The organism is Vibrio sp. 704, from assembly GCF_033339295.1.
Genome location: NZ_JAWOUH010000002.1, coordinates 232135 through 246545, shown reverse-complemented (window position 1 = coordinate 246545; position 14411 = coordinate 232135). Strand labels below are relative to the sequence as shown.

The 14411-nt window shown below is 46.5% G+C and carries 11 protein-coding genes; 7 read left to right on the top strand and 4 right to left on the bottom strand.

Features of this window, described 5'->3' with window-relative positions:
• The 3 genes from R7R24_RS05000 to R7R24_RS04990 all read left to right on the top strand — a co-directional run bounded on the left by R7R24_RS05000 (nucleotide 1) and on the right by R7R24_RS04990 (nucleotide 2520).
• On the top strand, nucleotides 1-735 hold the full coding sequence (locus R7R24_RS05000) for an SDR family NAD(P)-dependent oxidoreductase (protein ID WP_025768659.1): 735 nt from the start codon (nucleotides 1-3) through the stop codon (nucleotides 733-735).
• A gap of 65 nt (nucleotides 736-800) precedes the next feature.
• Nucleotides 801-1805, top strand: a complete 1005-nt coding sequence (locus R7R24_RS04995) for a cupin (RefSeq protein ID WP_054578615.1) — start codon at nucleotides 801-803, stop codon at nucleotides 1803-1805.
• Between the two features lies 1 nt (nucleotide 1806).
• Nucleotides 1807-2520 (top strand): alpha/beta fold hydrolase, encoded by a 714-nt coding sequence (locus R7R24_RS04990; RefSeq protein WP_054578616.1) that lies wholly within the window; start codon nucleotides 1807-1809, stop codon nucleotides 2518-2520.
• Between the two features lie 69 nt (nucleotides 2521-2589).
• On the opposite strand, the gene R7R24_RS04985 is transcribed toward R7R24_RS04990, so the two are convergent.
• From R7R24_RS04985 to R7R24_RS04975, 3 genes are all read right to left on the bottom strand, one after another.
• Nucleotides 2590-3675: a porin gene (locus R7R24_RS04985; RefSeq protein WP_054578617.1), complete on the bottom strand. Its 1086-nt coding sequence runs from the start codon at nucleotides 3673-3675 to the stop codon at nucleotides 2590-2592.
• 177 nt (nucleotides 3676-3852) lie between these two features.
• A complete protein-coding gene (locus R7R24_RS04980; protein ID WP_054578618.1) occupies nucleotides 3853-4869 on the bottom strand; it encodes a nuclear transport factor 2 family protein in 1017 nt (338 codons plus the stop codon).
• Nucleotides 4870-4970: 101 nt separating this feature from the next.
• Nucleotides 4971-6266 carry an MFS transporter gene (locus R7R24_RS04975; protein WP_033906648.1) on the bottom strand — a complete coding sequence of 432 codons (1296 nt, stop codon included), beginning with the start codon at nucleotides 6264-6266 and terminating at the stop codon, nucleotides 4971-4973.
• 339 nt (nucleotides 6267-6605) lie between these two features.
• Between R7R24_RS04975 and R7R24_RS04970 the strand changes: the two genes are divergently transcribed.
• Together R7R24_RS04970 and R7R24_RS04965 are read left to right on the top strand one after the other, a co-directional pair.
• Entirely contained in the window at nucleotides 6606-8147 is a 1542-nt protein-coding gene (locus R7R24_RS04970) for a sodium:solute symporter (RefSeq protein ID WP_054578619.1), read from the top strand.
• Nucleotides 8148-8158: 11 nt separating this feature from the next.
• On the top strand, nucleotides 8159-9529 hold the full coding sequence (locus R7R24_RS04965; protein WP_005383410.1) for an L-serine ammonia-lyase: 1371 nt from the start codon (nucleotides 8159-8161) through the stop codon (nucleotides 9527-9529).
• Between the two features lie 78 nt (nucleotides 9530-9607).
• On the opposite strand, the gene glgX is transcribed toward R7R24_RS04965, so the two are convergent.
• Nucleotides 9608-11599, bottom strand: a complete 1992-nt coding sequence (gene glgX, locus R7R24_RS04960) for a glycogen debranching protein GlgX (protein WP_033906651.1) — start codon at nucleotides 11597-11599, stop codon at nucleotides 9608-9610.
• Between the two features lie 446 nt (nucleotides 11600-12045).
• On the opposite strand from glgX, the gene R7R24_RS04955 reads away from it, so the two are divergent.
• Nucleotides 12046-13317: a maltoporin gene (locus R7R24_RS04955; protein ID WP_005374784.1), complete on the top strand. Its 1272-nt coding sequence runs from the start codon at nucleotides 12046-12048 to the stop codon at nucleotides 13315-13317.
• A gap of 100 nt (nucleotides 13318-13417) precedes the next feature.
• Nucleotides 13418-14227 carry a MalM family protein gene (locus tag R7R24_RS04950; RefSeq protein WP_005374786.1) on the top strand — a complete coding sequence of 270 codons (810 nt, stop codon included), beginning with the start codon at nucleotides 13418-13420 and terminating at the stop codon, nucleotides 14225-14227.
• Nucleotides 14228-14411 lie beyond the last annotated feature (184 nt).

Here is a 14411-nt window from a genome sequence, read left to right as displayed (position 1 = left end):
ATGTCGAAACTTGCCTTAGTCACAGGCGGCAGTGGCGGACTGGGTGCCGCCATTTGTCGCAAGCTAGCTGAATCGGGATATCGCGTAATTCTGACTTACAACAGTAATCAGAAAGCGGCCGAGGATGTGCTTTCCTCGCTGCCACGTAACGAGCATCTAGCATTCAAATTGAACGTGGCAGATTCTAGTGCGATTGAACAGCTTAAACATCAAGTCAGTGAAATAAGCGACAAGCTGGATTTGTTGGTCAACTGTGCGGGGATGACGAAATTCGTCGCGCACTCTGATTTGCAAAGTTTAGATGACCAGCTGTTTGACCAAATTTTCCAAGTGAACGTCCGTGCGCCTTTTGCCATGGTTCGAGCGTTTGAGCCTTGGCTCAAGCAAGCCAATGGTTGTGTGGTGAACATTACTTCTATCGCGGCACAGACTGCGATGGGCAGTAACATTGCTTATTGCGCGAGTAAATCTGCCGCAGAAAACATGACCCGTTCTTTAGCTCGCGCTCTGTCTCCCGAGGTTCGAGTTCTGGCTGTTGCTCCAGGGCTTGTCGACACTGAGTTTGTCAAAGGCTTGGATGACGCATGGCGTAATCAACAAGAACAATCCACACCGCTTAAGCGTTTAGCCAATGATGAAGAAGTCGCTCAAGCCGTGTACGCCGCGGCAGATCTTCTGACCTTCTCGACAGGCAATACCATCGCGGTTGATGGTGGGCGACCTTTAGGTCTGTAACACACTTTCGGTTTGTAACTAACAATTCAAAGGCTAGGTCCAAACAAGGACAACAAGGATTTACAATGACTCTACAATCTAAAATGAATAATAATCTGGTCCGCTACATGGAACTGATTCCGGGTACGAGTGCGTTTATTGATGCGCGCACGCCAGGCAGTGATCTGAAAGATAACTTCTGCATTATCGGTGCTGGGGTGGCAGAAAGCAGTCGTCAACATGTTCATATTCGCGATACGGCGGGCTTTAACATTGGTGCCGCAGGCCAACCGCCGGGCATCAAAAATTCGTTGCACTCTCATCGTACCGCCGAGCTTTTCTTGGTGTTCAAAGGTCAGTTCCGTTTTTATTGGGGGAACGATGGAGAGCATGAGGCGGTGTTGTCTCACGGTGACGTCATCTCGATTCCAACCAATCTCTTCCGTGGATTTGAAGTGGTTGGCCGCGATTACGGCTTTATGTTCTCGGTACTTGGCGGCGACGATTCAGGTGGCGGCGTTATTTGGCATCCAAACGTTATTAAAGACAGTCAAGGTTATGGTTTATACCTCAAAGCCGATGGCACACTCGTGGACACTATTAATGGCGACCCGGTGCCACAAGAATCAGAATTGATGCCGCTGCTTACCGAAGAAGAGCTCGCGACCTTCGATACCTACACCGCAGAAGAGATGATGCCATTTGTCGCTCTGCAAAAAGATTATCGTGAAATCAAAGGCGATTTCGGCGGAAGCAGCGTGAAACAATACGCCTTAACGGGTCATCCTTTGGCGAGTTATGACTTCCAAGTAAAGAGTGAAGATGAAGTGAGCATCATGGCTTATGAGCTTTCTGAAGGTGGCTCGATTCCTCAACACTGGCGAGAAGAAAAACAAGTGCTTATCAACTTTGATGGCGATACTGAAGTGGTCCTCACGCATCAAGGCGAACAAGCGAGTGTTGTTTTAACGCGCGGTGATGTGCTGAATGTTCCAGAAGGTGCGTCATACTCACTGACGAACTTGCGTGGTAATAGTTTGACGTATTGCATTCTTGGCTCTGATCAACCAAAGCCGCTGGCAGGAGAATAAAATGACGCAACCCACCTCGTTAGTTTGGCTACCCGGACTACTTTGTGATGGCACATTGTTTGAGGATATCAACCGAGCGTTGCCAAGTTGGGTTGAGCCTACATGCCCGACGCTGGCTTCATTGCCGTCAATGGAACAGCTGGCGCATAGAGTGTTGCAAGACGCACCGCGGGAGTTTGTCTTGGGGGGCTTATCAATGGGTGGGATTCTTGCCTTTGAGGTGTACCGTCAAGCGCCAAACAGAGTCAAAGGCTTGATCCTCATGGATACCAATGCAGCAGATGAAAAGCCAGAGGTGACACAAAAGCGTGATGCACTGGTTAGCCGTGCGTTAAGTGGTGAGTTTGAACGCATTACAGCTGACACTCTGATGCCTGTGCTGATTCATCCAAGCCGTTTGCAAGACAAAGCGTTAACTGAGCGTATCGAAGGCATGGCGGTTAATGTAGGTTTGGAGGCATTTGAAGCACATGCTAAAGCGTTAGCAACTCGCCCGGATGCTCGACCTTTATTGGCGGACATTCAAGCTCCTACGTTGGTGATAACAGGTAAAGAAGATAAGCTTTGTCCGCTAGACAATCATCTGCTCATGGAGAGATGCATCCCAAACGTCACACTTCATGTTATCCCTGAGTGTGGGCATCTATCTACGCTTGAGCAGCCTTTAATTATTAGTGAAGTGATGACTACTTGGCTTCAAGATAACTTTGCTTAGTGTTGATAAGAACTTCATCACTCACCACCTTAAGGTTACTTGGGTATAGGTGGTGAGCGATGAGTATTATCAGAAGTAGTAGCGAATACCTGCCGCGAATTGATCATCACGGTTTTCGAATTTGCTGCCATCGTACTGATCTTTACCTAGGTCGAACTGGTATTCAGTCCAAACTAGGAATTTGTTCTTCTGGAAGTGGTATTCAAGACCAGGAATCAGCAAGTTACGCTCGTAGCCTTGTGTCTCGTCACCGCGATCTTCCATGTAGTTGTAGTTCAACGTTGGGCGTAGGCCGTTATCGAAGTGGTAGTAAGTGTAGATTTCGCCACCTAGGGTATCGAACATTACGTCCGTACCGCCTTGGCTCACTGCTTCCCAGTTTTCGCCAACGTGGAAAGTCGCACCCGCGTAGAAGCCACCGTTGCTGTAGTTTGCGCCCAATAGCATGATGCGCATGTTGTCGCCGTTTTCTACGCCAACCACGCTTGCGTCTAGATCCGCAACTTCATTTTGATGGTAAGCCGCACCCAGTGTTACGCCATCAACGGGTTTGTAAGTGATAGACGCACCTATGCCGTTTTTCAGTGAGGCTGTCGCATTATTTGCTAGAGCAACACCTTCACGCGTGGTTTGGTAAGTAAAGCCGTAGCTCACTTTTTCATTGATTGAATTACGGTACGTAATTGAGTTTTCTGCACGACCCGCGCCGGATGCGATACCCCAGTCAGCTAGGTTATAAACACCTGAGCCACGAGTACCGAATACACGACCTAAATCGGTGTACCATGCTACGTCGTAGAAGGTAGACCACTGCTTAGTACCTGCAGCAATCTTGCCGTATTTTTCGTGATCAACACCTGCGTATAGCAAGCGGTCGTAAATGTTGTCACCGTTCGCGCCAGAGTTGTAGCCCCATTCCGCGTGACCGAAACCAGTCCAGCCGTTATCCAGACCCATTTGGCCTTTCAAACCGAAACGTGAGCTGCCGCTGTTCCATTCGCCGTTGTCATCACCGCCACGGTCTTGGTAGCGAAGATCGAAACGGCCATCGATGGTTAGGCTGTCGCCAGCGTCATTAACAAAAGTGTGTGCAGCAAAGGCTGAGCTAGAAGTAAGCGCTGCTAAAATCACTGCAGAAAGGGTCGACTTTTTCATCATCAATCTCATTATTCAGGGCGCAGAAAGCCACCGTGCGTTCATGCCCGTTTTGAATAAGGGTTCTATCTTGAGGTTGTGCCCCATCCTTGAGGCACGAGTTGGGAGCATGTCGCCTGAACCGAGAGGGGATTCAGGCAACATAAAGGCGGGTTGACAATCCGCCCCTAGGACTTCTTATAGAGAAGGGTTTAGGATCTGTTGAGTACGCTCGAATACGTCTAGACCTTGCTGTTTTAGCCAGTAAGGTAGGTCGATCAGTACCCAGTTCTCAGATAGCTTGTCGCCGTCACGGTAGTAAACGTCAACCACTTGCATGTCTGCACGTACTTCACCACCTGTCATACCTAGGAAACCACCGATTGGCGTGTTAGATAGGTTTGGCCAGCCGAAGAAACAAGAGAAGTTACCTTCTGCGAAACGACATACGTGGCCATTAAACTTCTTGTCTTTCAGGTTGTTACGGAACGGCAATTGGTGCTGCTGTTGGTAACGAGGGATTGTGTAAGACGCACCGATACCACATGGACCGTACCAGATCATGTCTTTAGACCAGCTCTTTTCAAGAACTTCTGGTGGGCAACCCATAGCGCCGCTGTCGTTTAGTGCAGATAGGTCATCAACCATCTTGTTCACTAGTGCTAGTGTTGCTACGCCTTCTTCTGGTGCTGCGTCTTCGAACAGTAGGCCGTCGTGGTTACGAGGACCAGGGTATACGAAGTGCTTACCTGTTGATGGTGGTAGTGGGTAACAACCCGCTTGGTCCATTGCACCTAGAAGGTCTAGGAATAGGCCAGTCTTAGTGATCTTGCCGTTTTCAACACAGTTAAATTCTGCGTAACGGATGTTCATGATCTTGCCAGTTGGGCGCATGCCTAGGTATTCAGCGTCGAATAGACCCATGAAGTGACCCATGCTCATTACCCAGATTTCACCTGATGTTACTTCGTTCTCACCACCGATGAAGATGTCTTGACGACGCTGCATGCGAGTCATTGATTTCATCAAAGGAGCCCAGAAAACGTCAGCCGCTGCTTGAGCGCCTTGTTGCTCACGGAATGGGTAAACACCACGCCATAGGTAATCTTCTGAAGTGTGTGCTTTTAGTACTTCTGCCACGTTCTCGTGAGTTGCGTTTTCCATTGCGCTGAAGTATTCACGTACAACGTGTTTCGCTTCTCGATATTTAGACATAATAAACTCTCTTATTTGCTGTCGAGTCGGCTTTGGGAACAGGACTCGAAATTAAGTTTTTTCATCCGGCCGGGGAGCCAGCCGGAGTTTTTGAAATTCAGTTACGCTTTTGCTGCTTCGGCTTTTTTGCTCTTATTGAACACGCCGCCTTTTAGTGTCTCTGGCAGTGATAGCCATAGAAGACCAGCAAGGATCCATACGATTGGTGAACCCCACATTGCGGTTTGTAGGTCGGTACGCTCTTGGATGAAGATAAGTACCATTGGTGCCCACATACCGAGGATACGACCGCCGTGGAATAGCGCTGCGCCGTAGCTACGTAGGTGTGCTGGGAACAGTTCTGAGAAGTAACCACCCCATACCGCTGAAGAAGACAGACCGAAGTTGTAAATCAGACCAAGTAGAGCCAGCATGTTTAGGCCGCCAATCACCATGTCGCCAGGTGCAACAAAGAAGATTGAAACCATGATGCCCGCTAGGATGAAGCCAAATGCGTTCACCTTACGACCGAATTTGTCAGCTACCCAACCCCAGAACCACGCACCAAACAGTGAACCAAATGCTGAGATAGAGAAGATGAGACCGATGGTTGCACCGTCGAACATACGTACATCACGTAGGTAAGTGGTTACGAAGCCACCAAAGAATTGGAAACCGTAGAAGTTAAGGCCAGCCAGTAATAGACACGTTAGTGTGATCTTACGGTAAGGCTTGCTTAGCATTTCGCCCCAAGAGCCTTTTTTCGCTGGTGCATCTGATTCTTCTGCTTTTGCTTGCTCTTCTTCACCGTAAGCGATTACTTTGCTGTCGCTAGGTAGTACAAAGATCATGACAACAGCGGCTGCCAATGGTGGGATACCACCGACAAGCATTAGGCTTTCCCATGGTGCATCGATGCTTGCAATAAATGCTGCATACGCACCCATTACCATCAGTGCTACAGAGAACATAGAAGACGCGAATGCCGTCAACTTACCACGTACCGTTGGCGTAAATAGGCCGATCATTAGGCTTACTGCCACGGTGAAGTAACCACCCAGTGACAAACCAATGATGAAACGCATTGCTGCCCATGTTGTGTAGTCGGTGAACATCATATTGATGATCGTTGCGCCACCGTTTAGGGCTGTGATGGTAATAAGAGTGGATTTCTTACCAAATTTTGTTGCGAACCAAGCACAGCTCAATGCACCGATAAGTGCACCAACCGACTGCCATGTATAGAACTGGGCAGTGTCTGACAGGCTAATACCATCATACGCTTCAACGATGTATGGGCGTACGTAGTCAATAATTACAAAGTTATAACAATAGAAAAAGTAACCAACCAGTATCGCTAGATAGGCAGCTACCCTTTGAATCATAGGAACTTCGCTCATGTGTCTTTTGGCATTCATGACCGATAAACCTCTATTTCACTTAGGATTTGTTGCTATTCAAACTTAAAGAACACGATCTTATTGGGATCATCTTCGATTTCGTGTCGTGGTGAATCATAGTTTTTTTAAGGTCATTAGATCCGTGATCAATATCAATTTTAAAATGAATGCGTACCCAATTAGTGGTTTTTAGTGATGGGAGTCTCATTAAATCGGTCTTTTTGGCATTTTTGAATATATAACCGTCTATATTGGTGATTATAGTCACAGTTATGGCGGGATTATCGTTTAGATATGCTTTTTTAAAGTAATATCCAAGCACAAATAATTAGCACCCAGAATTATGGAAACCCTGAAATGGTTACGTACTCAAGTTTTGTGGTGATTGCGTTATACGTGTTAATCACCATATTAATCAGCTATTTAGTGAATAAGCGCTACAGCAATGGTGGCGACTTTTCTACGGGTGGAAAGCAATTTGGCTGGTTTACGGCGGGTGTTTCGATACTTGCGACTTACATTAGTGCGATGACGTTTGTAGGGATGCCTGGTTGGGTTTATAGCTCTGGCATGGAAGCGATGAGTATTCACCTTAACTATCCCATCGTTATCTTTTTCACCGTCATTTTCTTTGTGCCTGTCTTCTATAAGCTGGGCTTGACTTCGATTTATGAATACCTTGAGCACCGCTTTGGGGTGTATGCAAGAACCATCAACTCGATTGTGTTCATTGTGGTTCAATGTATCTCTGCGGGTGTGATTTTGTATGCCGTGGCGCTGATCTTAGTGCAAGTTCTGCCTATCAGTATTTCTGAAGCCATTATCTACATTAGTATTTTCACCGCTTGCTATACCTATGCGGGCGGAATTTCCACGGTTATCTGGACCGATATGTTGCAATCTGCAGTATTGGTAGCAGGCAGCATCGCTATCTTTGCCATTCTAATGACAGAGATTAATGCGGCAGATTACCTTTCTCGTAATCACCTGAATATCATCAACTTAGACTTTGATTTAGGCGTAGATACCACACTCTGGGCTGGCGTGGTTGCCGTGAGTTTTTTGCATTTGAGTGTGTACGGCACCAACCAATTGATCATCCAACGCACGTTAGCGACGAGATGTGAAAAGACGGCGCAGAAGTCGATGCTGTTGTGTGGTTACGGTGCATTTTTTGTGTACTTATTCTTCGCGGTACTCGGTGTTCTTTTGAGTGTTTTCTATCAAGATCAATCGTTTGAAAACAGCAACGAAGTGATTTTGGATTTCGTCTTCAACCACACTAACCCAATCGTCGTTGGTTTGATCATTTCCGCATTGGCGGCGGCCGCAATGTCGACCTTGGATTCTACCTACAACTCAATGGCGACCGTCGCAACGTTCGATATCTACAAGCGTTTCGTTCGCAAGAGTGCCGATGATGAGCACTACGAAAAAGTCGCAAGAAAGATGAGTTTGCTCGCTGCGGCTATGGTGGTAGTGCCAGCTCTTCTGGCGGTATCGAATGAATCGGTACTCAAAACCATCGCTAGTCTGACTTCTATCTTTGTTGGTATCCGTTTGGGTTCATTCGTGCTTGGTTTATTCTGGGTGAAAGCCAATGAGAAAGGCGTGATCGTTGGCAGTATCATGAGTGTGATTGCGGTGTTTACTGCGATGTATCTCGACGTGGCTTGGCCGTGGTTCGCGCCAATTGGTACGTTCGTCTTCCTTTTGTTTGGTGTGTTAGTGAGCCGTCGTTGGGGCGCTGTGACTGCCGAGCAACAAATCTTTATCAATAATCAAAAACATCTTTTTGCAAAGCCAACCGCAAGCCATTATGGGCTGTTGGTGTTCGCTGTGGCGACCATCGCTGCTTGTATGGTTCTCCCTGATTGGCTTTATGCTGCATTGTCGTAATAGGTAAGTTTATGCTGTCCATCTTTGATATTTACAAGATTGGTGTGGGTCCTTCTAGCTCTCACACCAATGGTCCAATGATCGCGGGTTACCACTTCACTCGTTTGATTGAATCGAACTTGGCAAAAGTGGTTCGTATTCAAGTCGATTTATACGGCTCACTCTCGTTAACGGGGATTGGTCACCATACTGACCGTGCAACCATTTTGGGTCTGTTGGGTAACAAACCAGATACCATCAAAATCGCTTCTGCGAACAAAGCGATGCGCAAGGCGATTGAAGAGGGCATGATGTCTGTCGATGGCCGTCATGAAATCGAATTCAACTACAAAACGGACATGTTGTTCCATGAAGAGAACCTTCCTCTGCATGAGAATGGAATGACGATTACTGCGTTAGATGCGCACGGCAATCAGGTTGGGTTTGAAACTTACTACTCTATCGGTGGCGGTTTCATCGCAACGGCGGATGAACTGCAAAATGGCAGCGCGACTGCGCCCGTAGAAGTTGAGTTCCCATTCTCCAGTGCGGACGAAATGTTGGCACAGGCAGAGAAGAATGGCATGAGCCTTGGCGGCATGATTCTGAAAAACGAACAAGCGTTTCAGGATATGGAAGCCATCAATCAACGCGCAGAGCAGATCTGGCGTGTGATGACGCGTTGCATGGAGCGCGGTTTCGAGACAGAAGGTATCTTGGATGGCGGCTTGAACGTGACCCGCCGTGCGCCAAACTTGCTGAAGAAGCTTGAAGCAAATGCAGCAATCGAAAACGATCCGATGGAAATCATGGATTGGATTAACCTGTTTGCTTTTGCTGTGAGTGAAGAAAACGCGGCTGGTGGACAAGTCGTAACGTCGCCAACTAATGGTGCGGCGGGTGTGATTCCGGCGGTATTGATGTACTACCATCGCTTCATCAAAGAGCTCGATACTAAACAGCTTAAAGACTTCCTTGCTGTATCCGGTGCGATTGGCATCTTGTACAAAACCAATGCGTCTATCTCGGGTGCCGAAGTGGGTTGTCAGGGCGAAGTCGGTGTATCTTCCTCTATGGCGGCAGCTGGCTTGACCGCGCTACGTGGTGGCAGCAATGAGCAAATTTGTATTGCGGCTGAGATTGCCATGGAGCACTCACTAGGCATGACCTGTGACCCAATAGGTGGCTTAGTGCAAGTACCGTGTATTGAGCGTAATGCAATGGGCGCAATGAAAGCGATCAATGCATCTCGCATGGCATTAAAGCGTAACAGTAAATGTTTGATCTCGTTGGATAAGGTAATTGAAACCATGTACCAAACGGGCAAAGACATGAACAAGAAATACCGTGAGACGTCACTGGGTGGGTTAGCTTTGATTCACCTAGCGCCGCCTTGCGAATAATGAGTTAGGCAAATCTAACCAACAAAAAAGCCGAAGCACTGAGATGCATCGGCTTTCCTTTTTTGGAGCGTTTATAACTTAGCTATGCGTTTGCTCACCTTTTGGTGTGCTTTGGTTTGGTTGATAGTGCAAAATCACCATCGAGGTGGGTGACAGCAAGACTTCGCCTTCAGCATGTCCTGGGTTGAGGTTACGTACGTTTGTATCACAGATCGTCACCCATTCTTGCTTTCGCTCATTGGGGAGCTTAAAGCGCGCTGTGGCGTTAGTTTGGTTGATGAGGTAGACCAACTCTTGTCCTTCTTTACCGATACCAAGGTGAAGTGCGACAGAGCTTAAACGGTTCCAATCATCGTGCTCCATTAAGCGACCGTCTGTTCGGCGCCAGAAAATGCGGTTGTTATTGCGGTTTTCGCCACTGAAAGCTCGGATAAATGGCACCATGTATTGATTTCGGTTGGCGACCATTTGTGACATCCATGCTTTGAAATGTTGCTTACGTTCTGTCTCTTCCCAGTTCAGCCAACTGGTTTCGTTGTCTTGGCAATAGGCATTATTGTTACCGCCTTGGGTGTGAGACAGAACATCAGCAGTGAGAATGTGTGGGATACCGAAGGCAAACAGCAAGCTAGCAATAAGGTTGCGTTTTTGCTTCTCACGCGTGGCGATGATCATCAGATTTTCGGTCTCGCCTTCAACACCGTAGTTTTCTGAACGATTGTCGCCGTGACCGTCGCGATTTTCTTCGCCATTGGCTTCGTTATGTTTGTGCTTGTAAGACACTAAATCTTGCAGTGTGAAGCCATCGTGATACGTGATGTAATTTACGGTGAGTTTGTATGGCCAGTTCGCTGCACTATAAATGTCACGAGAGCCCATTAATCGAGTGGCAAACTCTTTTAAATAGCCTTGATCACCGCGCCAAAAACTGCGAGAAATATCACGCAGTTTGTCATTACATTCGTTCCAACCAAATGGAAAGTTACCCACTTGGTAGCCATTTGGACCAATATCCCAAGGCTCGGCAATCAATTTGGTTTCACGCAAAATTGGGTCTTGCGCAACGGCTTTAAAGAAAGCTGCTTCTGGGTTGTAATCATCGCCCTGTCGACCTAACGTTGCAGCCAAGTCAAAACGGAAGCCATCGACTTTAAATTCGCTAACCCAGTAGCGCAATGTATCCATCACAAGGTTTAAGGCTGGTTGGTAGGTGAGATCCACTGTATTTCCGCAGCCAGTGTAATTGGCGAAGTGGTTGCCATGTTTGATGTAAAAACAGGAGTCGAGGGCTTTCAGGTTGAAAATTGTAGGCCCTTCACCACCTTCAGCAGTGTGGTTGTAAACCACGTCGAGAATCACTTCGATGCCGTTTTTATGCAATTCGCGAATTGTTGTTTTTAATTCCGTAACGGCGTCTTGTTCTGCGTAGCGCGGATCGGGCACCATAAAGAGATAAGGGTTGTATCCCCAATAATTGACCTTTTCCATCTCTAGTAGGTGAGGCTCATGCATGCATGCTGCGACAGGTAGCAATTGCAGCGTGTTGATGTTTTGCTGTTTGTAAAAGGCCAGCATTTCAGGTGATGCAAGACCTAAATAGCGCCCCTTCAGCTTGTCCTCAACCTCAGGATGGCGTTGGGTAAGCCCTTTGACGTGCGTCTCAAACAACACCATCTCTTCTCTGGGTATACGCGGGTGATCGGTGTTTTGCCAGTCAAAATCATCTTCGATAACGACGCACTTCGGCATATCGAAACTTTTGGCTGGAGAGTAGGGAGGATGATAGTGGAGGGCTTTATCTATTGATTTTGCGTACGGATCAGAAATTAACAGTGGCTCGTCCTTGTGGGAGACAAGATAACCGTATTTTTGCCCTGGCTTAATATCTGGAATAAAAGTATGACGTATGCCAGCGTATTCATTCGGTAAACCGTGAAGCTCGTAGCTGCCATCGTCTGCAAACAATGCCAGTTGAATGTCTTTTACGCCCGGAGCATGAATAGAGAAGTTACAGCCTTCTTTATTCAATGTTGCGCCCAGGGGGTAGGGGCGAGAGAGAAGTCGTGTCATCGGAGATACTTTATTTAATATTTATTGCTACCTTTAGGAAACTATAAGTTAAAAACTTTGTCTTACTAAGGTCAACCACCCTAAATATAAAAATATTCGTGTAATTTAATTACTTTATGTGACGGCTTAGAGTCAAAAATATGAAATGGCTATCACTTTGTAGCGGCTCAAAACCGAACAAACTTACTAATTCCTCCCTAGATTGGTGATCTGACTCGAAAAAACACCATTCGGTAAATTTTCTACTCCCTTCTCATCCCCCTTAAATTAGTTTGGGGCGGAGGAAGTCATCCTTGTACGCCTCGGGTAATCTCACAACTGTTGAAACAAACGGGGATTCGTTCCCATCTTACCTCTCTTTCTTTAGGTGTGTTTTTACTGCCTATATTCACCTAAAAGAGTGAGCAGGGAAGACAGAATTATAAATACCCTTAATGGAGTTAAGAATGAAAAAAGTAAGTGCAATTGCTGCTGCTGTAGCTGCAACTTTAGCTGCTGGTTCTGCATTCGCAGTGGATTTCCACGGTTACATGCGTGCTGGCGTTGGCGTGAACGCTGACGGTGGTCAACAATTAACATTCGAAAAGAACAAGATCGGTCGTCTAGGTAATGAAAGCGATATCTACGGCGAGATTCAACTAGGTAAAGAAGTTTACAACAACAACGGCAAAACGTTCTACGTAGACTCTATGGTTGCAATGACTTCTAACGGTTCAAACGACTGGGAAAGCACTTCTGCTAACTGTGGTTTGGATAACGGCGAAGTGAAATGTGTAGACGATGCACAATTCGCACTACGTCAGTTCAACGTTCAAGCTAAAGGCCTACTAAACTTTGCTCCTGAAGCAACGCTTTGGGCAGGTAAACGCTACTACCAACGTCACGACATTCATATCTCTGACTTCTACTACTGGAACATCTCTGGCGCGGGCGCGGGTGTTGAAGGTATCGAAGCTGGTCCTGGTAAAGTTTCTTTCGCTTGGGTTCGTAACGACCGCGGCGATATCGCAGACCCAGGCAACGATGGTGGCGCAACAAACGTAAACACTCTAGACGTACGTTACGCAGGTCTTCCTCTATGGGACAACGGTTCTCTAGAAATGGGCTTGAACTACGCAATTCTTAACGAAACTGACGCTGCGCCAAACGGCACTAAAGATGCGAAAAACGGCGTAATGTTCACAGCTGAATTGACTCAAGGTTTAGACGCTGGTTTCAACAAAACAGTGCTTCAGTACGGTACTGAAGGTTACTCTAAAACAATGGCATTCTACGGCGACGGTAGCTGGTACGGCGCAGAAGCTGACAACGGTGCATCTGGTTACCGCCTAATCAACTGGGGTGTAATCGGCATGGGCGACAGCTGGGAAATGGGTCACCAGTTAGTGTACGGTGTTGGTGAAGACATGTGGGCTGGCCAAGACAAGTGGGAAACAATGTCTGTTGTTGTTCGTCCAATGTACAAATGGGATGACAACCACAAAACTATTTTCGAAGCTGGTTACGCTATCGACGATAACGACGGCGAAGAAAACAAATACGGTAAGCTAACTGTTGCTCAAGCATGGTCTGCTGGTTCTAGCTTCTGGGCTCGTCCTGAAATCCGTGTTTACGCTTCTTACCTAACGGCTGACAAAGAAGACAACTCAAACACATTTGACAACGGTCGTTCAGACGATACGTTCCAATTCGGTGTACAAGCTGAAGCTTGGTGGTAATCATCTAACCACTAAGTCCTAAATTGTCCTAGAATGATACAGCCAGAACTTATCTGGCTGTATTTATTTAAAAAACAATAAAGAGTCGAGGTAGACAGTAATGAAAAAATGGCTTGCTCCCGTACTGCTGGGCATGTTGGCTACTGGTTGTGCGTCTGTAGAACAAGTAGAGATGAGTCCAAAAGGTCAGCAACAAGTGATCACGCAATCGGGTGATATTCAATGGGTACCGCTTAACGTGCCTGTGGTTACTGAATTCGCTTTGACTGATAAAAGCCAAATGTTGTTGGATGGTAACAGTGCTGGCGCTATTGCAGCGTTTGCTCTTCCAGGTAACCGTGGCAGTCTCGATATCAAATTAGAGACATTCGTAAGTAAAGAACTTCAATTTTATGCTCCTAATGTCGCAGTGATGAACTCGGCAGGAGAAACCATTTACCAAGCAGATTTTTCAAAGTTTAAGTACGAACCAGCAAAACTGTTGGACAACGATAAATTCGTACTTGATCTCAATGTGATTCCAGACATGACAGGTAACGATCTGCATGTGTTGGTTTACACGACTTCCGCCGATCTAAAAGGAAGTACACAAGTTTTACACCCTGCAAAAGCCTTCGCCATGGCGCGTCACACTCAGCCGCCAGATATTGCAGACCCTCTAGCGAAACATAGCCCACTCGGTCAGTTCCGCTTTTCGGTATCCGCGAATGATATTGTGAATACTAAGATTGTTGCGAAAAACGACAACATTCCCCAAGGTACGGACCTTACTAGCTACTACTACAGCTCAATTGAAGCGGCAGTCGCAGCGAATGATATTCCGAAAGCGCTCACTTTGCTTGATGAAGCAAAAGAGCTAGGTATTGAAGGTGCACAACAAGTGTTTGTGAAAGCCGTAAATAGAAAATAATCAGATAAAAAAAGGTCAGCGAAATGCTGACCTTTTTCATAGAAAATAAACTAATAAAAATACCCCTACATAGAGTTACCTTATTCACATAATTATTTTTATTACTTTGTTTTTTATATAGGTTGGATCAATAATTAATGGCAGTTCCTAATTTATTTTTTGTACTTAGGAAATAAACAAACTT

What these genes read in the sequence shown, in the direction of transcription:
- glgX (WP_033906651.1), bottom strand. Translation starts at nt 11,599, where the DNA reads ATGACACGACTTCTCTCTCGCCCCTACCCCCTGGGCGCAACATTGAAT.
- R7R24_RS04995 (WP_054578615.1), top strand. Translation starts at nt 801, where the DNA reads ATGACTCTACAATCTAAAATGAATAATAATCTGGTCCGCTACATGGAA.
- R7R24_RS04950 (WP_005374786.1), top strand. Translation starts at nt 13,418, where the DNA reads ATGAAAAAATGGCTTGCTCCCGTACTGCTGGGCATGTTGGCTACTGGT.
- R7R24_RS04970 (WP_054578619.1), top strand. Translation starts at nt 6,606, where the DNA reads ATGGTTACGTACTCAAGTTTTGTGGTGATTGCGTTATACGTGTTAATC.
- R7R24_RS04985 (WP_054578617.1), bottom strand. Translation starts at nt 3,675, where the DNA reads ATGAAAAAGTCGACCCTTTCTGCAGTGATTTTAGCAGCGCTTACTTCT.
- R7R24_RS04990 (WP_054578616.1), top strand. Translation starts at nt 1,807, where the DNA reads ATGACGCAACCCACCTCGTTAGTTTGGCTACCCGGACTACTTTGTGAT.
- R7R24_RS04980 (WP_054578618.1), bottom strand. Translation starts at nt 4,869, where the DNA reads ATGTCTAAATATCGAGAAGCGAAACACGTTGTACGTGAATACTTCAGC.
- R7R24_RS04965 (WP_005383410.1), top strand. Translation starts at nt 8,159, where the DNA reads ATGCTGTCCATCTTTGATATTTACAAGATTGGTGTGGGTCCTTCTAGC.
- R7R24_RS04975 (WP_033906648.1), bottom strand. Translation starts at nt 6,266, where the DNA reads ATGAATGCCAAAAGACACATGAGCGAAGTTCCTATGATTCAAAGGGTA.
- R7R24_RS05000 (WP_025768659.1), top strand. Translation starts at nt 1, where the DNA reads ATGTCGAAACTTGCCTTAGTCACAGGCGGCAGTGGCGGACTGGGTGCC.
- R7R24_RS04955 (WP_005374784.1), top strand. Translation starts at nt 12,046, where the DNA reads ATGAAAAAAGTAAGTGCAATTGCTGCTGCTGTAGCTGCAACTTTAGCT.